Annotated in this window: 18 protein-coding genes and 1 tRNA gene; 11 read left to right on the top strand and 8 right to left on the bottom strand. The window is 66.6% G+C overall.

The window, feature by feature from the left end; all coding sequences use genetic code 11:
• Positions 1-50: 50 nt before the first annotated feature.
• The 5 genes from AAIB33_RS07500 to AAIB33_RS07480 all read left to right on the top strand — a co-directional run bounded on the left by AAIB33_RS07500 (position 51) and on the right by AAIB33_RS07480 (position 4,248).
• Positions 51-1,010 (top strand): LysR substrate-binding domain-containing protein, encoded by a 960-nt coding sequence (locus tag AAIB33_RS07500; protein ID WP_345802917.1) that lies wholly within the window; start codon positions 51-53, stop codon positions 1,008-1,010.
• 10 nt (positions 1,011-1,020) lie between these two features.
• The gene (gene gltX, locus AAIB33_RS07495; RefSeq protein WP_345802916.1) at positions 1,021-2,535 is read left to right on the top strand and encodes a glutamate--tRNA ligase; all 1,515 of its coding nucleotides are present in this window, start codon (positions 1,021-1,023) and stop codon (positions 2,533-2,535) included.
• 69 nt (positions 2,536-2,604) lie between these two features.
• Positions 2,605-2,679, top strand: a tRNA-Gln gene (locus AAIB33_RS07490).
• A 125-nt stretch (positions 2,680-2,804) separates the two neighbouring features.
• Positions 2,805-3,047: a helix-turn-helix domain-containing protein gene (locus AAIB33_RS07485; RefSeq protein WP_345802915.1), complete on the top strand. Its 243-nt coding sequence runs from the start codon at positions 2,805-2,807 to the stop codon at positions 3,045-3,047.
• 22 nt (positions 3,048-3,069) lie between these two features.
• Entirely contained in the window at positions 3,070-4,248 is a 1,179-nt protein-coding gene (locus AAIB33_RS07480) for a tyrosine-type recombinase/integrase (protein WP_345802914.1), read from the top strand.
• Positions 4,249-4,961: 713 nt separating this feature from the next.
• On the opposite strand, the gene AAIB33_RS07475 is transcribed toward AAIB33_RS07480, so the two are convergent.
• The 3 genes from AAIB33_RS07475 to AAIB33_RS07465 form a co-directional block, all read right to left on the bottom strand.
• Entirely contained in the window at positions 4,962-6,029 is a 1,068-nt protein-coding gene (locus AAIB33_RS07475; RefSeq protein ID WP_345802913.1) for an FUSC family protein, read from the bottom strand.
• Positions 6,030-6,190: 161 nt separating this feature from the next.
• A complete protein-coding gene (locus tag AAIB33_RS07470) occupies positions 6,191-6,745 on the bottom strand; it encodes a hypothetical protein (RefSeq protein WP_345802912.1) in 555 nt (184 codons plus the stop codon).
• Positions 6,746-6,950: 205 nt separating this feature from the next.
• Positions 6,951-8,927: a hypothetical protein gene (locus AAIB33_RS07465; protein ID WP_345802911.1), complete on the bottom strand. Its 1,977-nt coding sequence runs from the start codon at positions 8,925-8,927 to the stop codon at positions 6,951-6,953.
• 201 nt (positions 8,928-9,128) lie between these two features.
• Between AAIB33_RS07465 and AAIB33_RS07460 the strand changes: the two genes are divergently transcribed.
• Both AAIB33_RS07460 and AAIB33_RS07455 read left to right on the top strand, forming a co-directional pair.
• Entirely contained in the window at positions 9,129-9,449 is a 321-nt protein-coding gene (locus AAIB33_RS07460; protein ID WP_345802910.1) for a carboxymuconolactone decarboxylase family protein, read from the top strand.
• Positions 9,450-9,531: 82 nt separating this feature from the next.
• Complete coding sequence (locus tag AAIB33_RS07455) at positions 9,532-11,766, top strand: LuxR C-terminal-related transcriptional regulator (RefSeq protein WP_345802909.1); 2,235 nt, start codon at positions 9,532-9,534, stop codon at positions 11,764-11,766.
• Positions 11,767-11,879: 113 nt separating this feature from the next.
• Here the strand turns inward: AAIB33_RS07455 and AAIB33_RS07450 are convergent, their stop codons facing one another.
• Both AAIB33_RS07450 and AAIB33_RS07445 read right to left on the bottom strand, forming a co-directional pair.
• Entirely contained in the window at positions 11,880-13,238 is a 1,359-nt protein-coding gene (locus AAIB33_RS07450) for an FAD-dependent oxidoreductase (protein WP_345802908.1), read from the bottom strand.
• A 248-nt stretch (positions 13,239-13,486) separates the two neighbouring features.
• On the bottom strand, positions 13,487-13,687 hold the full coding sequence (locus AAIB33_RS07445; RefSeq protein ID WP_345802907.1) for a hypothetical protein: 201 nt from the start codon (positions 13,685-13,687) through the stop codon (positions 13,487-13,489).
• Between the two features lie 101 nt (positions 13,688-13,788).
• Here AAIB33_RS07445 and AAIB33_RS07440 point away from each other — a divergent pair, with 101 nt between their 5' ends.
• The 4 genes from AAIB33_RS07440 to AAIB33_RS07425 all read left to right on the top strand — a co-directional run bounded on the left by AAIB33_RS07440 (position 13,789) and on the right by AAIB33_RS07425 (position 17,645).
• The gene (locus AAIB33_RS07440) at positions 13,789-13,920 is read left to right on the top strand and encodes a hypothetical protein (protein WP_345802906.1); all 132 of its coding nucleotides are present in this window, start codon (positions 13,789-13,791) and stop codon (positions 13,918-13,920) included.
• Positions 13,921-14,674: 754 nt separating this feature from the next.
• The gene (locus tag AAIB33_RS07435; RefSeq protein ID WP_345803399.1) at positions 14,675-15,814 is read left to right on the top strand and encodes a tyrosine-type recombinase/integrase; all 1,140 of its coding nucleotides are present in this window, start codon (positions 14,675-14,677) and stop codon (positions 15,812-15,814) included.
• On the top strand, positions 15,811-16,149 hold the full coding sequence (locus AAIB33_RS07430; RefSeq protein WP_345802905.1) for a helix-turn-helix transcriptional regulator: 339 nt from the start codon (positions 15,811-15,813) through the stop codon (positions 16,147-16,149). The genes AAIB33_RS07435 and AAIB33_RS07430 overlap by 4 nt, the downstream gene beginning before the upstream one ends.
• A 95-nt stretch (positions 16,150-16,244) precedes the next feature.
• Positions 16,245-17,645, top strand: a complete 1,401-nt coding sequence (locus tag AAIB33_RS07425) for a hypothetical protein (protein ID WP_345802904.1) — start codon at positions 16,245-16,247, stop codon at positions 17,643-17,645.
• Here the strand turns inward: AAIB33_RS07425 and AAIB33_RS07420 are convergent.
• The 3 genes from AAIB33_RS07420 to AAIB33_RS07410 form a co-directional block, all read right to left on the bottom strand.
• The gene (locus tag AAIB33_RS07420; RefSeq protein ID WP_345802903.1) at positions 17,635-17,961 is read right to left on the bottom strand and encodes an ATP-dependent DNA ligase; all 327 of its coding nucleotides are present in this window, start codon (positions 17,959-17,961) and stop codon (positions 17,635-17,637) included. The two genes, AAIB33_RS07425 and AAIB33_RS07420, sit on opposite strands and share 11 nt — an antisense overlap.
• An 88-nt stretch (positions 17,962-18,049) precedes the next feature.
• The gene (locus tag AAIB33_RS07415) at positions 18,050-18,319 is read right to left on the bottom strand and encodes a hypothetical protein (protein ID WP_345802902.1); all 270 of its coding nucleotides are present in this window, start codon (positions 18,317-18,319) and stop codon (positions 18,050-18,052) included.
• 121 nt (positions 18,320-18,440) lie between these two features.
• Positions 18,441-18,779, bottom strand: coding sequence for an ATP-dependent DNA ligase (locus AAIB33_RS07410; RefSeq protein WP_345802901.1), 339 nt, complete (start codon positions 18,777-18,779; stop codon positions 18,441-18,443).
• Between the last annotated feature and the right edge of the window lie 41 nt (positions 18,780-18,820).

The following is an 18,820-nucleotide window of genomic DNA, read 5'->3' as shown; positions in this document are numbered from 1 at the left end:
TCTACGACAGCTTTGACATGTAATCCATGCGAACTGATTATGATTTGCGGATGACGGATCAGTTCCTCGACGACGGCGACCTCGACGCGCAGTCGCTCCGCCTCGTCAAAGCGATCGGAGACGAAGGCTCGATCACGGCGGCCGCGGCATCCCTCGGCTACAGCCAGCCCGCGGTCAGCCAGCAGCTCAAGCGGCTCGAGCAGCGCCTCGGCGTGCCGCTCGTCGAAAGGGTCGGCCGAACCGTGCGACTGACCGAGGCCGGGCGCGTCCTCGCGAGGCACGCGCCGGCGGTCACGACAGCGCTCGACGCGGCGGCGGGTGAGCTCGCCGAGCTGCGGGGCCTTCGTGCAGGGCGCGTGCGGCTCGTCGCGTTCCCGTCGGCGTCGCCCACGATCGTGCCGCGGCTGCTCGCGCTTCTGGGGGAGAGGCATCCCGGAGTCTCCGTCACGTACCTCGAGGCCGAGCCTCCCGAGGCGGTCGAGGCCGTGCGCGAGGATCGCGCCGACATCGCCCTGACGTTCAGCTATCCCGGCGACCGCGACGATCCGCACCGCTCCAGCGCGAGCGGACTGCAGGTGCGGTCGGTCGGCGGCGACGACCTGCTCGCCGTGCTGCCCGAGGGGCACGCCGCGGCGACGGGGCTGCACGTCGACGTGTCGGCGCTGGCGGACGAGGACTGGATCGCGGGATGCCCCCGCTGCCGCGGGCACCTCCTCGAGCTGTGCGGACGCGCCGGCTTCGAGCCGCGCATCGCGTTCGAGACCGACAACTTCGTCGCGGTCGAGGGACTCGTCGCGCAGGGCATCGGCGTCGCGACCCTGCCCCGGCTCGCGGTCGAGTCGTTCCCGCAGCTCCCCGGCATCGTGACGCTGCCCCTTCCGCCGGGGGAGCGGCGCACGCTGCACGTCGTCACGGCGCACGGAGCCGAGCGCGTGCCCTCTGTGCGGATGACCCTCGCGGCGCTCGCGCACGTCGTCGGCGCCCAGGGTGGCGCGGCATCCCCCAACTAGACTGGAGAGGATGTCTTCCGCACCCGATCCCCGCACCACGACCGCGACCGGCGCCGATATCCGCGTCCGGTTCTGCCCCTCGCCCACGGGCCTCCCGCACGTCGGACTCGTTCGCACCGCGCTCTTCAACTGGGCGTACGCACGCCACAACGGCGGCAAGCTCGTCTTCCGCATCGAAGACACCGACGCCGCGCGCGACAGCGAGGAGAGCTATCGGCAGTTGCTCGACGCGCTGCGCTGGCTCGAGATCGACTGGGACGAGGGCGTCGAGGTCGGCGGACCGCACGCGCCGTATCGCCAGTCCGAGCGGCACGACCTCTACCGCGAGGTGCTGGAGAAGCTCGTCGCCGCGGGTGCCATCTACGAGAGCTACTCGACCGCCGAGGAGATCGACGCGCGCAACGAGGCCAACGGGCGCGCAAAGCAGCTCGGCTACGACAACTACGACCGCGACCTCACCGAGGAGCAGAAGGCGGCCTTCCGCGCCGAGGGCCGCGAGCCCGCGTGGCGCCTGCGCGTGCCCGACGAGGACCTGACGTACGTCGACCTCATCCGCGGCGAGGTGACCTTCCCCGCCGGCTCGTTCCCGGACTTCGTCGTCGTGCGCGCGGGCGGCGTGCCGCTGTACACGTTCGTCAACCCGGTCGACGATGCGCTCATGGGTATCACGCACGTGATCCGCGGCGAAGACCTCATGCCGTCGACGGCCCGGCAGCTCTCGCTGTATCGCGCGCTCATCGCCGCCGGCGTCACCGACTTCGTGCCGCGATTCGGCCACATGCCGCTCGTGCTGGGGGAGGAGGGCAACAAGAAGCTCTCCAAGCGAGACCCCAAGGCCGATCTGTTCCTGCAGCGCGAGAAGGGCTTCATCCACGAGGGCCTGCTCAACTACCTCTCGCTGCTCGGCTGGTCGCTCGCGGCCGACCGCGACGTCTTCTCGCTCGAGGAGCTCATCGCCGCGTTCGACATCGCCGACGTCAACCCCAACCCGGCGCGCTTCGATCAGAAGAAGGCCGAGTCGATCAACGGCGACCACATCCGGATGCTGGATGCCGCCGACTTCGCCGCACGCATCGTGCCCTACCTCGCCGCCGCGGGCGTCGTGTCCGACCCGCCGACGCCGCAGGAGCAGGCTCTCCTCGACGCTGCCGCCCCGCTCGTCCAGGAGCGCGTGCAGCTCCTCGGCGACGTGCCGGGCCTGCTCGGCTTCCTCTTCGCCGACGACGTGACCTACGACGAGGACGCCCTGAAGTCGCTCCCCGCCAACGCGAACGAGGTCGTCATCGCCTCGGTGTCGGCGCTCGAGCTCGTGCCTGAGTCGGAGTTCACGACGGCTGCCGTTCAGGATGCTCTCGCCGCGGCGCTCATCGACGGCCTGGGCCTGAAGCCCCGGGTGGCCTACGGACCGCTGCGCGTCGCTCTCAGCGGCCGGCGCGTCTCGCCGCCGCTCTTCGAGTCGATCGAGCTGCTCGGCAAGCAGAAGACGCTCGCACGCCTGAGCGGCTTCGTGACGCGCCCGGCGTGATGCCCCGGTTTGGTCGAGGCCGCGCCGTCGTCTAAGCTTGATCTTCGGCACGACCTCGGTCGAACGCCTTGGGGTATGGTGTAATTGGCAACACGGCTGATTCTGGTTCAGTTGTTCTTGGTTCGAGTCCAGGTACCCCAGCCACAGCCCCTGAGTTTCCGCGGAAACCAGGGGTTTTTGTGTTTCTCGAACCGTCTCTGACACCGTCTCGGTGTCACTTTGGGGGCGCAAACGCCCCATTCTCGAACTTCCAGCGGGCGGTGCCTCGGATGGCCCGCGTTGCTACGGGACGAGGCCCGACGGCCGGGGGTGCAGTGGTGCTCCTTGCTGATATGGACGTGCAGATTCTGACCGGGCAACAGGTCGCGGAGATGCTCCAAGTGCCTCCGAGGACGCTGGAGGAATGGCGGCAGACGCATCACGGTCCGCCCTGGCGACGGGTCGGGAAGCACGTCCGCTACCTCGAGGCCGAAGTGGTCGCCTGGTTCGAGGGACTGGATTCACATGCCTAGGCCTCGGCTGCGCGCCGGTGAGATGGGCGAAATCGGCATCAAGGTCCTCGCCTCGGGGAGAGTTCAGGCCACGGCGCGAATGCGTGACGAGGCCGGCGCGCTGTGCCGGCTCAAGGCGACCGAGTTCACCGAGGGGAAGGCCCGCCTCGAGCTCGAGCGGCAGGCGCAGATCATTCGCATCGGAACGGCGGGCGAACTGCTCTCACCGCGTTCGACGCTCGCGCAGGCGTGCGCGGTATGGCTGGTCGAGAAGGAGCGTTCCGGCTCGGTTGAGGACTCGACGATGGAGGCGTATCACGCAAGCGTGAACAATGTGTTGGTGCCGATGTTCGGTCAACTGATGCTCAGTGATGTGACTGCGCTGCGCGTCAACCGGATCGTGCAGCAGATCCGAGAGGAGAAGTCGCTCTCCGCGGCACGGAAGGCGCGAAGTGTTCTTTCCCAAGTGTGCGCAACCGGGATCGAACATGGAGTGCTCCAGATCAACCCGGTGAGGCATGCCCGTTCCTTGCCGTTGCCCGAGAGGAAGGAGTCGGTTCTCACTCCCGAGCAGCTCGGCATCGTCCGTGACCTCATCCGCGGCTGGCGCCTTGCGAACCCGGGTCATGGACCGCGGCCGAACGCTCGACTGCTGGAGAACGTGATGTGGATCATGGTGGGCACCAGCGCACGCATCGGCGAGGTGCTCGGAATGCAACGGGCCGACGTCGACGTCACGACCGTCCCCGCGACCGCGAAGATCGCCGCGACCATCCGCTATACCAAGAAGCAGGGATTGCACCGAAAACCCTCACCCAAACGACTCCGCCAGCGTCGTCGCGTGGCACTGCCAACTCTCGCCGCCGAAGCGGTCCGGGATCAATTGGTCCTGGCGGGCCCCGAGGCGGACGCGTACCTGTTCGCCACCAAGACAGGGCGGCCCCTCAGCGTAAGCAACGTCGAGCGGCTCCTGCGCACCTTCGCCGCTGAAAATGAGCCACCTCTGCGGAGAGCCGGTATCGACGTCGATGAGTTCACCACCCACTTGTTCCGCCGGACGGCGGCAACGATCGTCGAGTCCGTCGCAGGGATTTCACTCGCCTCACGCATGCTCGGTCATGCGAACGAACAGGTCACAAGGAACAGCTACGTCGTGACGGCCGAGCTGGTCGACCCACTGACAGCCGAGATCCTCGACTCCGCACTTCGAGGTCTCACGTGACGACGGAGCGATCCGGCTGTTTCGGATAAGCCAAAGCCGGACGATCGGGAGCGGCCGGTGGAGGCTGTCGGCCGACACGATGTAGGCGGCGACCAGGAAGAGGACGGTGGATGCCGCGACCGCCTTGCCGTGATCGAGGCGATCGTCCGACCGACGCCGAGAGCGGCGACACTGAGCTTGATGCCCGCCGTCACGGCGAGGAGGGGTTCGTGGGGCTGAGTGGGATGAGCATGAAGCCGATCGCAAAAGCCGCGGCAAGCGGCATCCTGTCCACTGACGCGAGCCGTCCGGGCAGGCGCGAAGCCGCGGTCCGCGCCCCGGTCGCGCCCTCCACGTCACCACGGCGAACGCGAACGACACGAGGGTGAGTATCAGACGTACGAGCCCCTTCGCCGGCCTCAGTCGGCAATCGCGTCGGGCGGAACCGACGCCGCGACGAGCTCGATCGCCGTGACCCACTCCCGCGATGCCCGCAACCTATCCGGTCAGCAGCGCGACGTTCGCGCTGCGCGCAAGGCGTCCGAGGATGATGGCGAGTGCAGCGACAACCGGTGCCGGGCTCACCGCGATAGTCACCGTTAGTGACAGCGTCGTACCGTCCAAGGTGTCACCACGTCCCCTTGGGGCGCGTTCGGGCCCTAGGGGACGTGCTTGCGGTTTCAGTCTGCCTCCTTCCCGACCGATGGTCATTCATCTCTTCGGGATGAGGTGCCCTACTCAGCGGGTGTACCGCCGTTGATGGCCGCGTGACTGCCCGCGCGGCGTCGGGTGAGCGCGCCCGCGAGGGCCATGACGGCGATCGCGATGGAGACGCCGATCAGCGTGAAGAGGATACGGAGTCCCTCGTTGGACAGGTTCGTCGGATCAGCTATATCCAGTGCGATGAGGGCGGTGCCGGCGATGCCGGCGGTGTATATGGCATAGTTCGCCGTTCTGAAAGCGCCGCCGACGAGAGCGAGCACCACCATGGCGCCGGCGAGAACGTACGTCTGATCCACGGTCAGTAAGAAGACCACCGCGATGACGGCGCCGAGGACCGTGCCCACCACGCGTTGCGTGGCAGCCAGTTTCGACTGCTCGGCGTTGGGCTTCATGGCTACCTGGGCAGCGAGCGGCATCCAGTCGGCGTAAGGCAGCTGGAACCCGAAGGTGACCGCCACCGCGCCCGAGACCGCCAGAGTGCGGAGGACTGCGTAGATCACGACCGGTTTGGTGAGGGTGCTGCGCTTCGTGTCGGTCGGGAGCTCCGCCACGAGCGGCGCCCGATCCCGGCGGCGGGCGACCGAGACGATGGAGCTCAGCACGAACCACGATGCGGCGCCAGCCAGCCACGCGAGCGCCTGCAGCCACGGGTTGAGCGTGATGCCTGCCGCCCCGAATCCCGGCGGCAGCGAGATCGCGATGAGGAACCACGCCGTCAGAAGTGACCCGGTGACGAATCGGCGCACCCCGAACCGGATCACTAAACCCGTTGCGAGGGTGATCACGACGGTCGACAGCGTGACAAGCGTCCACCCGGCATCACCCACAGCGATACCCCAGGCGGTCACCACCGCGCCGATCATGCCGAAGACTGCGGTATAGGCCGCGCGGGTGACGAGCCGCCCACCGGGATCGCCGAGACCGACGAAGAGCACACCGAACGACACGCTCAGCCAGTAGATATCTTGGCCGACGAGTGCGAGCACGACGAGCGGGATGAAGATCGCGATCGCGACTGTCAGACCGAGCGGCCAGTTGAGTTTGGACTTGTCGAACCCGAAGACCGCAGCGAACTTCATCAGAACCCCGTTCGGACTCGGACGCCCCACGCACATTCGATCGGGCTCGGCGCCCTGACGCCCATCAGGCATCAGGGTATATGACCACCGATGCGTTCGCTCAGCCCGCAAGGAATGGTCGCGCTGCGATGTCAGCGCGACCATCCCTGCTCCTGCGGGCGTCAGCTTGCGGCGGGTGCTTCCTCGGGTGCCGGCGCCTCGAACGCGCTGACGAGCGCGTTGTCGACGGCCGCCTTGTCGTCGTCCACGTCGTTGACCACGATCTTGTCCTTGGCCCCCGCCAGCAGCGGGGTCAGGTCGGTGCCCTTGGGGTTGACGGCGACCACGATAAGGCCGGCATCACCGGACTCGAGCATCTGGTTGATCTGGCCCACGACTTCCTTGGGGATGTTCTGGTGGAAGTGACCAATGATGCCGCCGGCGCCGGAGAGCACGGCAGTCGAGGCGGTTGCACCAGCGAGCGTCGCGAATCCGATCGGCGGCACCAGCACGGCAAGGGTTGCGCCCAGGATTGCGCCGCCCCAGGCGAGGTGGTGAGCGGAGGTGTCGTGACGGTCGACCTTCAGGGTGCCGTCCGCTCCCTTCACGACGACCGCGATCGCGAGGTGGTCGTAGCCACCGTGACGTTTGGCGTGACGGATCGCCTCATAGTCGGTGATGGCGGCGTCCTTGTCAGGATAGGTCGCTGCTGCGACGCTGACCGGCTTATCAGACATGAATGATTCTCCGTTCGGTAGCGATCAGTTGCATTCGTCGACCGGGTCGACCTTCGAAACGTATGAGCACCGCGAGGTCGTAGGCATCACAGATAATGCATGATCCTTCAGCCCACTCGGCCCGCACGAGCACACCGCGCGGCCCCGACTCGTGCGGGCTCGCGAAACCGGCTCTGCTCGCTCTCGGTCAGAGCGGACGAAAGAGTCACGCGACGGGTCCGATGGGGATGGCGACTGCCGCGGCGCCGGCTGCGTCCTCGTCGGTGAGTCCAGGAATGGAGGGCTCGGGCGACTTGAACCAATCGAGGTAAGCGAGCACCGCCGCCGCGACGACCGCGTAGACCAGCAGGACGCTCAGGGGCTGCGTTATGCCGTTGCCGTCGAAGTAGATGGCGTTCCGCAGCAGGAGGAAGTCGTTGCGCGGCGGGAAGAGGTGCCCGATCTGGTCCCAGAACGGCGGGAGGTATGTGGCTCCGTTCGACCCGCCTGATGACGGGTTCCCGAACTGGAGGATCACGATGAGAGTCAGGACGACCCCGGCAGGCCCGAGGAGGCGCCGGAGCACGGCCGTGAAAAGCGCCACGACAAGGATGATCAGCGACATGATGGCCCATGCGATCCAGAAGGCGTCGGTGGGGATTCCCTGTAGCAGGAACGTGACGGCGAGATCGACGAGAATGGCTGTCACGACCGAGAACCCGGCGAGCCAGATTCCTCGCCATCGGCCCGATGCCCTTCCCGTGGTGGTGGCAAGCATCGACGCAGACACGTACGCCCCGACCAACAAGGCCACCATGACCGTCGCCAGTACCAGGGCGTATGGGTCGCCCGGGGCGAGAGGTGTGGGCACGTGCTGCTTGACGTTCATGGTCTCATCAGCGTCCGACGCGGCCGTCTCGAACGAGTGGGCGAGGTCGAGAGGGGCGATGTCGCTCATCGACGGCACCACGATCAGCTCCGTGGTTGAGCTCGTGGCGATGAGCGCGCCGTAGATCTCGCCGCGGTCGATCGCTTCGGTCGCATCCTGCTCGCTCGAGTAGGTCGTCACGTCCAGAGACAGCAGCGGTCCCTGTGCCGACTCGACCAAGTCGGACGAGCCGACGACGCCGAACGGCATCTGGTTCGCAACGGGCGAGTGGCCCGAGCTCATGTAGTTGAAGGCGAACAATCCGGTGAGGATGAACGCGAACGCGCCCGGGATGAGGAGCACCCGTCGGTTACTCCGGCGGGCTTCGCCTCCTAGCGGCGCCTCGACCCGTCCGGCGAGGACGCTGCGTCGAGTACGCGCGATGATGACGACCAGGCTCACCACGATGTAGATGCCGAGCACGAGGATGGGCAGGCCGATGTTGTTGCCGTCGAAATAGATGACGTTGTTGTATAGCTCGATCGCGTGCCGCGGCGGGAACAGGTTGCCGGTGAACTGCCAGAACGTCGGAAGCAGCGCCACCCCAGCGCCGCCCGATCCCGCGCCGCCGAGGACGATGAAGAACAGCGCTGCCAGCAGCGAGCCGAATGGGCCGAAGAGCGCCTGCAGTGCGACAGCGGACAGGCCGACGGCGGTGGTCACCAGGAAGAAGCAGGGAATCAGTGCGAGGTTGCCCGACGGGATCGCCCCGAGCACGGGGCCTGCGACCAGCCACGTGACGAGAGAGGTGAACGCTGCGTACCCGAGCACGAACCCGATTCGCCCCGGGGCGGCGGCCGACTTCGTCGACGAGTACAGCAACGATGCGACCAGATACCCGCCCATCAGTGTCGGCAGGAGCAGGAGGCCCACCACGGCCCCCGTGCGGTCGGAGAGGGGCAACGGCGCGATGACCGTCGTGCTGAAGGTGCGCCCTTCCTGCTTGGCGGCATCTGCGAATCCCGCGCGGATAAGAATCTCACCGAAGAAGCTCTGGGCGGGAACGGTCACGAGTGTGTCGGAAGATGAGCCGACGATATAGCCGCCGTAGATGTCGCCTTGATCCGCCGCCTTCTCCAGGGCATCCTCACTCGGATATGTCTGCAAGTCCAGGCTGTATTTCGTCTGCACCGCGTCCACGACCGGCGAGGACTCCGTGATGCCGAATGGCATATTCCGCGGCGCGAGCAACTGGACCGCGCTAACCAAACACACGGCGAAGATCACCGTGAACACGGCGACGATTCCCAGTGCGAGACCTGGCTTCTTGATCATCCGACTGCCCCTTCCTGGCGCCGCCATACTTCCAGGCCCGGCTAGGGCGTCTCATCACCCAGATTTCATGAATCGCTGGGACTTTCCATTGCTTCTCCGCAGGATCCGCGCAGACGATCACCAATTTCGTGTGATGTGCTCGGTTGTCAACACGTCGTCGACTTGAAGGAAGGCGCGTCGCGGCACAGATCTGAGGAGACGATGGACCATATCGAGTGCCTGCGCCGGCTCGTGATCAACGACGGAGCGGCGATCCGCGGGGCCGAGTTCTCGACGACGCTCGACGCGCGGACGCTGGCGGCGGTGAGGATTGCTGCGCTCGTCGCGATCGGTGGCGGTGAGCTCTCCTACGGTGCAGAGGTGGACGCAGCGATCGCAGCGGGATCGTCGCCTTCGGAGGTCGTCGACATCGCACGCGCCGTCGCACCGATAGCCGGAGTACCTCGTGTTGTCAGTGCCGCGCCAAGGCTCGCGATCGCGCTCGGTTGCGAGGACGAACTGTTCGCCGGGGACGTTCTCTGAGGCGCAGCGCCGCAGTCTCGGTGGGGTGAGGGCAGGACGCCCGAACTTGTAATGCCGCGCGAGTGTCCGCTAGGCATGAATCGTGGCCGAGTCGATTGCGGACCGGGGGGAACCACTGATCGATTTCGATCGTGCGCTGCTCGCTGGCAAGACTGAGATTCTCATGCCGCGCCGTGATGCGGTGAGCAGGCGTGACCTGATCGACTCGGCGAGGGGCAGTGGGCGGCGAGTGGTCGCGATCACGGCGCCGGCAGGCTACGGCAAGTCGACGATGCTCGGCGAGTGGGGGGCGATCGAGGACCGTGTTGTCGCGTGGGCGACGATCGACCGGTTCGATGATCATCCGGCGGGCTTGCTCTCCGTCTTGGCATCGGCCACCGCGCACGTCTCCGCGAGTGGGATGCGGCTCGTTCCGGAAATGCGCGGCACGGGCGCCGCCGCGCTAGCGCGGTCGGCGCCGCTCCTGGCACAGTCCTGGGGGGCCGCGACGGCGCCCTTCACACTGTTTGTGGACGATCTTCACTTCGCTTCCTCGGCCGACTGCCATGATGCGCTGGAGATCGTGCTCGCAGGGGTCCCCGAGGGCTCACAGGTGGTCATCGCCAGCCGACACGACTCGGAATTCCTCGCGCGGATGCGCGCTGCCGGCGCGGTGTTCGACGTGACTCAAGAAGATCTCAAGCTCGATGTCGAGGGTGCGCGCGCCGTGTTCAGGGCCGCGGGAGTCGGCGTGACCGATGACGTGGCGGCCTCGGCGGTGGAACGATGCGAGGGGTGGCCGACGGGAGTCTTCCTCTGTGCGCTCTCGGCCTCCGACGGGGTCCGCACCGAGATCGTCGGCGACGACAGGCTTGTCGCCGACTACTTGTACCGGGAGTGCCTGGCAGGGCTCGCATCGGAGGCGCAGGACTTCCTCCGCCAGACGGCGATCCTGGAGCAGCTTTCCGGACCGCTCTGCGACGCAGTCCGGCAGGCGAATGACTCGCAGCAGATGCTCCGCCTGCTCGACTCGCTCAACCTCTTCCTCATACCGCTGGACCGGCGCCGGCGCTGGTTCCGATATCACGCCCTCTTCCGCGACTTCCTCATCGGCGAGCTCGGGCGCGTCTCGCCGGGGATGATCCCAGAGCTGCACATCCGCGCGGCCGATTGGTTCGAATCGCATGACGCGCCCCGGCGAGCCGTCGAGCATCTCCTCGCCGCCGACGAACGAGGACGGGCGCAGCTGCTCATCGCACGGCTCGCCATGCCGGTGCATCAGGCCGGTGAGGTCGAAGTGGTGTCGCGATGGCTCACCCAACTGGGCGAGCGCTCCATCCTGACCCTCCCGCCGCTTGCGGCCCTCGCGGCGTGGCTCCATGTCCTCGACGGCAAGTCCCCGTCGTCCGAACGCTGGGCGGCCGCACTGGACCGCGTTGAACTCACCCGCGCTCGACCGGACGTCCGCATCGAATTCGAATCGTCGCGAGATCTGCTCCGGGCCACGATGTGCATCGACGGACCACAGCGGATGCTCGAAGAGGCCGAGCCTGCTCTCGCGAAACTCCCCGAGTGGAGCGTCTGGCGGACCGTCGCGCACAACGTGGTCGGAGTAGCGCGGCTGCTCCTCGGTGACACGCGTGCCGGTCATCATGCGCTGACGCAGTCCAGCGAATCGGCCATGCGCATGGGCAACTCGAGCGCCCTTGTGCTCAGCGAGGCGGACTTGGCGATCCTCGCAGCCGATCGCGGCAAACTGCGATCAGCAGGCGATCATATCGAGTCGGCGCTGCAGACGATCGACGTAAATCGCATGGACGAGTATGCGGCGGCCGCACTCGCCTTCGGAGCGGCCGCGCGGATAGCAGCCCTGAACAGGAACAGCGAACGCGCCACCCGCCTTCTCGCGCGCGGGATGCGAGCGCGAGTGCACTGCACCCACGTGATTCCCTGGCTGGCCGTCCGCGCTCGACTTCAGATGGCGATCACCTATCAGACTCTGGGTGACAAGACCGCCGCCCAGCTCCTCCTGAACGAGATCGACGCACTCCTGCATCGACGTCCACTCCTCGGCATCCTCGTGGATCAGGTGGACTCCTTCCGGACGACGCTCGCGCGGACGACCGCGCGCGGCGAAACGTTCCCCCTGACGCCTGCGGAACTTCGATTGCTGCCGTACCTCCAGACACACCTCACCGCCGCCGAGATCGCCGACCGCCTGTTCATCTCGAAGAACACCGTGAGCTCGCACCTGGCGTCCACCTATCGCAAACTCGGCGCCACGACCCGGAGCACCGCCGTCGAACGGGCCCTCGAGATAGGCCTGCTCGGCGAGTAGCGAGCCCAGGACTGTCACGCTGGTCAAGCCGGGAAGACGGTGGCGTTCAGCGGAGCATACGGTCGACGGCCACCGCCGACGGCGAGATCGGCGGTGGCCCGGGCGAGGGTCGCTCAGTTGGCGGGGACGAGCTCTTCCGCCAGCGATGCGAGCGCGGTGAGAGCGGCCTGGTGACCGCCGCGGACCGCGCCGTCGATGAAACCGCACCAGAACAGCGACGTCTCGGTGCCGCCCCAAATGATGTTGCCCAGCGGCGCCCGTAGGGCAGGTCCGTAGTCCAGGTAGAGGCCCGGCGACCAGAGGTCCTCGACACCCTTCGTGTACTTCTCCTGGAGCCAGTCCTGCATCACGAAGTCGGTGGGGTGGAGTGCCTCCTCGCCGAACGCCTTCGCGAACGCCTCGATCGTGCCGGCCTTCCGATCCTCGAGCGACATCGGCTCCCCATCGCGGGGCGAACGCACGAGGGTCACCAGGACGCCCTTCTCGGTTCCCGGAGGAGTGACGTCGGCGCTGATGTTGAAGAGACCGTCCGGCCAGATGATCTGACCCGAGGCACCCTGGTCACGCCAGAACGGACGCTCGTAGACCGTGTGCGTCTTGATCAGGCAGTGGTTGCGATCGATTGTGTCGTGCAGGCCCTTACGCATGGGCGGAAGCTCCGGCTCGTAAGAGATCTGCGATGCCAGGCTGCCGCCCATGGCCATGATCACCTTGCGCGCCTCGACCGTTCCGTTCGGCGTCTCGATGCGGACCGGGCCAGGGCCGTCCCAGTTCGAGAGCTTGGTCACGGGGGAGGAGAGCCGCACCTTGTCCCCAAGGTCGGCCGCGATGCGGTTGGAGATGCTCGCCATGCCCCCCACGATGTGATACTGCGGGAGCCCGGACGCGGGTGCGCCGATCCCTGAGAAGCCACCGGTCGCGCGCATCGCGAACAGGAGGTTCAGGAGCGTGATCTCGCTCAGCGGGGCACAGCTCGCGATCTCGAAAGCGATCTTCGTGGTCATCAGCGTGGCCTGGTCGAGGTCCTGCGTGTCGAGGAACTGCTGGAACGTCATCCCGTTCCATTCCTTGGCGTTCGGAGCTTCCCACGGAGCCTCCGCGGACACCGTTGCGACCATCGCATCCATCGTGTCTGCGAGATGCGGGTTCGGCGCAGCCGGCTTGATCTTCTCCGCGTCGCCGCCCAGGATCGCGAAGGAATCGCCAGCGGCGTACTGCTCGAACCGTTCGATGCCGAGTTCGTGCAGCAGGTCGAGAATGGCCGTCTGGTTCGGATTGACCCACGTCGCGCCGCCGTCGACGATGACCCCGTCGGCGTGCTGGATGAGGGTGCGGCCGCCCACGCGGTCACGGGCCTCGAGCACGAGGAAGTTGTCGAGTCCACTGCGCTTCAGGTCCCGTGCGGCGTTCATGCCCGAAACGCCTCCGCCGACCACAACTACGTCATAAACCATGGTGGTTCCCCTTCTCATAGAGCGAGTCGCTCGGTCGACACGCTAGGGAAGGCTCTTCGAGTCGGACATCACATGATCTCCACCATGTTTCCGGCAAGTGGATCACGGATTCCCGCTCTCATCGGCGCGCGGACCATACCGTGACTCACGTGACCGATAACCACCCCGCGTCGCCGCGTACGTCGAGCGCGACTCGGCCGCCCTACCGGGCGCGACGTGATCTCCGGATTCGTCATTGGGCTCTTCTCCATCCCAGAGGGGACGGCTTAGGCCAGCATCGGCAACTTCTCGGCGCCCGTCGGACTTCGGTCGGGGATCGTGCCGACGATCATCGGCTCGATGTTCGCCCGCACGGTGCCGATGGTGACGACACTCACCAGCGCCATCGCGCTCACGTCGCAAAGCGTGTTGGTGGGTGCCGGTTTGGAACCGAGCGATCTCGGCGTCGTCGCCACACTGACGGTCATGCTCGGGATCGTGATGCTGATCCTCGGCCTGCTAAAGCTCGGCTCGGTCAAGTCCTATGTCTCCACAGGCGTCATCACCGGGTTCACGACGGGGAATCGCGTTGCAGATCGTCGCGGGCGTCATCCACGACGCGACCGGCTATTCACCGCAGAGCTCGAGCGCCGTCGGCAAGATCATCGAGGCCGTCGTGAATATCGGCCACATCTGGTTCCGCTGCGCCCGCGACTTCTGAGACATAGATCGGGTGTCTCCTGCACGCCCGATCCAGACAACAGAGCTAGTACGGGCGGAACGCTCCTAAGTCTGGCACCTAAGTCCTCTACTCTGTCGACCGTAGATGGCTGGGCGCCCGTTGGATCCCATCTCGCTTCGGTTCGCTGGCGTGGCGTGCGTTCCGACTTGCCGCAAGTTCAAATCCCTATCGCGCATGCAGGTCTTGCTTGCCTAGACGTGAAAGAATGTGCCTACCAAGTCGTCCGAGGATTGTCCCGGAGCCTCCTGGGCAGACGGGGACCGCGAGCGTCCGATGGACGTGGGCGGTGCCGTTGCTGTAACGGCGCCGCGGCCGGTCGAGAGATCGCGCGGAGCTTGGCTTGGGTCGGGCCTGGATGATTCCGCCTCGGGGTTAGCACGCTTTGCGAAGCGCGTCGTTCGCAGCTCGGGCTGGCGCGTGACCTTCGCGCCGGCCGCCCGGAACTGTCGTGCTTCGCAGCCGCATCGCGCATCGCCGCGGCAGTTCTGTCGGCGATTGCCAGATTGTCGCCGTGCTCCTTCGCTCCCCCAGCGAACGTGCTCGCACATGATGTGTCGCAATGACTCTCCATCGAAGTTGCCACGCCTCTTGCAGATCGAGGGCGACCGGGCTTTATCGCAGCAGATGTCACCTCTCAGGCGGCGATTGCCCCCGACGTTCACCGGCCTATGCCTGTTCGACTCTTGCCCTGTCAGAGTCAGCATCCTACTGTTGCGTTAGAAGTTACATCGTGATGTTCAACGCAACGGCGCGAGGGTGCATGGTGGTGGAGTTTCCCGGGTCGGCGGGGCTGATGTTGGTGCCGGGTGTGAGGCATCTCAACGAGCCCGCCACGGTGTTCGAGGCGATGGTGGCGGGCTGGTCGAGGCAGCAGCTGTCCCGCCAGTTGGGGAAGACGACGATCGCGGATCGGGAGCGGTTGATCCGCCGGTTTCAGGAGTTCACGGAATCGTTTCCGTGGGAGTGGACGCCGGCCGATGTCGAGGACTTCACGGTGTCGCTGACGTCGGGGTCGGGCCGGGCGGCGGTGTCGACGGTCCGCGGCTATCACCTGACGTTGCGGATGTTCTGCGACTACATCACCGACTCGCGCTACGAGTGGCCGACGCAATGTCATGACCGGTTCGGGACAGTCCCGGCGCAGATCTGCAACGAGTGGAACACCGTCGCCCACCTGAACGAGTACGAGGGCCGGCCGCAACGGCGGCCGTTGACGTATCGGGAGCTCGAGGTGCTGTTCGATCACCTCGACGACCGGGTCGATGCGATCGCACGGTCCGGGCGCAAGGGCGCGCTGGCGGCGTTGCGGGACGCAACGATGATCAAGACCACGTACGCGTTCGGGTTGCGTCGCAACGAGCTGGTGCGGCTGGATGTTGCGGACCTGCGCCCCAATCCGCACGTGCGCGATTGGGGCCGTTACGGGTCGGTGCATGTGCGGTTCGGGAAGGCGGTCCGCGGGTCGCTGCCGCGTCGGCGCACGGTGCTGGCCGTTCCCGAGTTCGACTGGGCGATCGCGGGATTGCAGCAGTGGGTCGAGGAGGCGTTGCCGCTTTACGAGGCGGGCGGACATCCGGCGTTGTGGTTGACCGAGCGGCGCACCCGGGTCGGCGTCCGCCACGTGGACGAGTTCTTCGCCGCGGCGCGCAACGAGGTCGGCCTGGACGAGCACCTCACGCTGCATTGCCTGCGCCACTCCTACGTGACGCATCTGATCGAGCACGGCTACCCGGAACGGTTCGTGACCGAGCAGGTCGGCCACACGTACGCGTCGACGACCGCGATCTACACATCGGTGTCCAACGACTTCAAGAACAGGGCGCTGCAGGCGGCGCTGGCACGGGTCTACGGCCCGGAGGAGGAGGGGTCGTGAGGGCGGTCCAGGTGCAATGGAATCTGCGGCAGGTGATGACCGACCGGGGGATGTTCCAGACCAGCGAGCTGCTGCCGCTGCTGGAGGAACGCGGCATCCATCTCACCCGGGAGCACGTCTACCGGCTGGTCACGAAGACGCCGCAACGGTTGAACACCGAGGTGCTGGTGGCGCTCTGCGATGCTCTGGGCTGCACCCCGAGCGACCTGATCACGCCGATGGTGGTGACCAGCAAGACGGCGCGCACCGGCACGGCGGGGGAGGGTGGCCCGAAGATCGGCGACCTCCGGCCGGTCCGCGCCCGCATCCGCAGGCCCGACGGCGTCACCGAGTGAGCCCACCCCGACACGAGAAGTGTTCGCGTTGCGGGGTGCGGCCGGGGACGGTCCCGCTGCCGATCGGGCCGGTGTGTTCACGGTGTCGGTTCGCGTTGGCCTACCACCCGGGCGTCTGCCCCGAGTGTGATCGGGTCCGCCCGCTCGGCTACTACTCCACCGCCCGTATCGAGGTGGTGGTCTGCGCGTCCTGCGCCGGTGCGACGTCGGTGTTCGCTTGCAGGCAGTGCGGCAGGGAAGACCATCCCTACAGCCTCGGCCGGTGCGCCCGCTGCGTGCTCACCGACCGGCTCACCCTGCTGCTCACCGCCCCCGCAACGGGCCAGATCCATCACCGGTTGCAGCCGCTCTATGACGAGCTCGCCGCCGCGCACCGGCCACAGAGCGTGATCACCTGGTTACTGAAGCCGCCCGCAACTGGCAATCGCCTGCTCGGAATGATGGCGCGAGGGGAGATGCCGATCAGCCACGACGCGTTCCGCGCGCTGCCGTCGGACCGGTCACACAACTACCTGCGCGACCTGCTGGCCAGCACTGGCGTCCTCCCGGCCTACGACGCCTCGCTGGAGCGGATCGAGCGCTGGCTGGATGGCAAGCTCGAGCCGCTCGATGCCGAGCACGCCGCGCTGGTGGGCCGATTCGCCCGTTGGCACGTGCTGCACCTGCTGCGCCGGCAGGCCGCGCAGGTGCAGACCATCACCAAAGGACAAGCCGACGCCGCCCGCTACAAGGTCACCGTCGCGGTCCGGCTCGCGACCTGGGCGCACCAGCACGGCACCACGCTCGGCCAGCTCACTCCACCCCAACTCGACCTCTACTTCATTCATCATCCCGGAGGTCGCGCCGGCAGTTACGCCTTCATCACCTGGCTGCGCCGCACCGGCACGAACCGGCGCCTTACGCTCCAAGCACCGCTCACCACGTCCCCCGAAATCGTGGTCACCGACGAACAACGGTGGCGGCAGGTCGACATCCTCCTCCACGACGACAGCATCCGCCGCTACGCACGGATCGCCGGTCTGTTCACCCTGCTGTTCGCGCAGAACCTGATGGATGTCTGCGCGATGACCGTCGATCAGGTCCGCATCGCCGACGACGGCAAAGTGCTGGTCCGCTTCGACGAGACACCGACCGAGATGCCGCCGATCCTGGACGGCCTGATCCGCGACCACCTGGCGCATCGCCGGGCGCCGAGTATCGCCAGCCAGGACCACGGCTGGCTGTTTCCCGGCCGCAACCCGGGTCGTCACCTCGAGCGGGAGAACTTCCGCAAAGAGCTCGTGCGACACGGCATCCGCCCGGCACAGTCGCGGCACGCCGCGTTGTTCGCCCTGGCCGGCTTGCTGCCAGCGCCGGTACTGGCTGACCTGATCGGCATCGCCGACAAGACGGCTGTGAAGTGGTCCGTCCTTGCGGCCCGGGACTGGTCCGGCTACGTCGACCAGCGACGAACAAGCCAGCCGACCCAGGTCGGCGTTCCGCGGGTCATCCAGTGACGGGCTCCTCAGCCGTGGCGGAAGGCTCTGGTTCGGGGACGATGGTCAGACCGTTGGGGCCGCTGGCGGCGCGGATCAGCTCTTCCACCCATTGACGGTTAATCCGGGGCTGACGACCGCCGAAGAAGTGGAACTGCAACGGCACTGCGGGGTGGATCCAGAAGCTCTTCCGCCCGCTGCCATCACCGATCTCCACATCGAACATGAAAGGCTCCGAACGGCGCAGCTTGTTCATGATCGCGAGGCGAAGATGCGCCAACGTTCGGTCGTCAATGTCGACCGAGTTGGCGTTGGTGTCGTAGATGAATCGCCCCACGTCGCGAGCCTACCGACAACGTCGTAAACCGCCCAGGGCAGGGGTTCGACGTCCCGGCCGGTGAGCGAGCCTCCAAAGTGGCGTGTCTCTAGAGCAGCCAACCGCCGTCGAGTGGATCCCCGTCTGGGATCTCGTTGTCGTCGGCGGTGTCGGCGGGAATCGGGATGCGTTCGATGAATACGGGCACGCCGGGGCTGATGAGCACGCTCCTCAGAGACCCGGGGATGGCCGGCGGCAGTTCCACCACGCCGCCACCGGCGCGCACCGCACTCGTCAACTGGTCAAGCACGACAGTCTCGTCAGTGCCGGCGGGCAGCAGGTAGGTATGGTCCCCGATCACGAGCTCCGTGGCATGCACAGCTTCGACCTTTCTCCTCCCGTCCGCCAACGTAACCCCCGCCCCTCGGTTTCGGGTCGGGGGTTGCGCGCCGCCAAAACGCCAGGCATCCTGCGGTGTCCCCGCCGCCCTGCCGCCAGGATCAGCCCACCAAGTGCTGCTCAGTCGAATCGTGGTGAGCGGGCATGGGCGGTTCGGGAACGACATAGAGCCCTGTCGGCGAGTTCGCCGTGTGCGCCAGCGCGTCTATCCAGGCCGGATTCAGCGGCGGCATGCGACTGCCATAGAACTTGTAGACCAGCGAAGAGCGGGGATGCACCCAGACCGTGGTGCGCCCGTCCCCGATGCTGGCGTCATCCCGCCAGGTGAAGTGGAACGGCTCTCCGCGTCTCAGCTTCGTTCCGATCACCAACTGCAAGTGAGCGAGAGTCCTGTCGTCGAAGTCGACCCGGATCGTCTCTTCGTAGATGAACTTGCCCATCCCAAACCTCCCTGCAGACACGGGCGGCAAGGAAACCGGTG

The sequence above is a fragment of the Microbacterium sp. AZCO genome (assembly GCF_039614715.1).
Classification (GTDB): domain Bacteria; phylum Actinomycetota; class Actinomycetes; order Actinomycetales; family Microbacteriaceae; genus Microbacterium.
The sequence above is the reverse complement of the archived record's forward strand: the minus strand, read 5'-3'. Positions and strand labels throughout refer to the sequence as shown.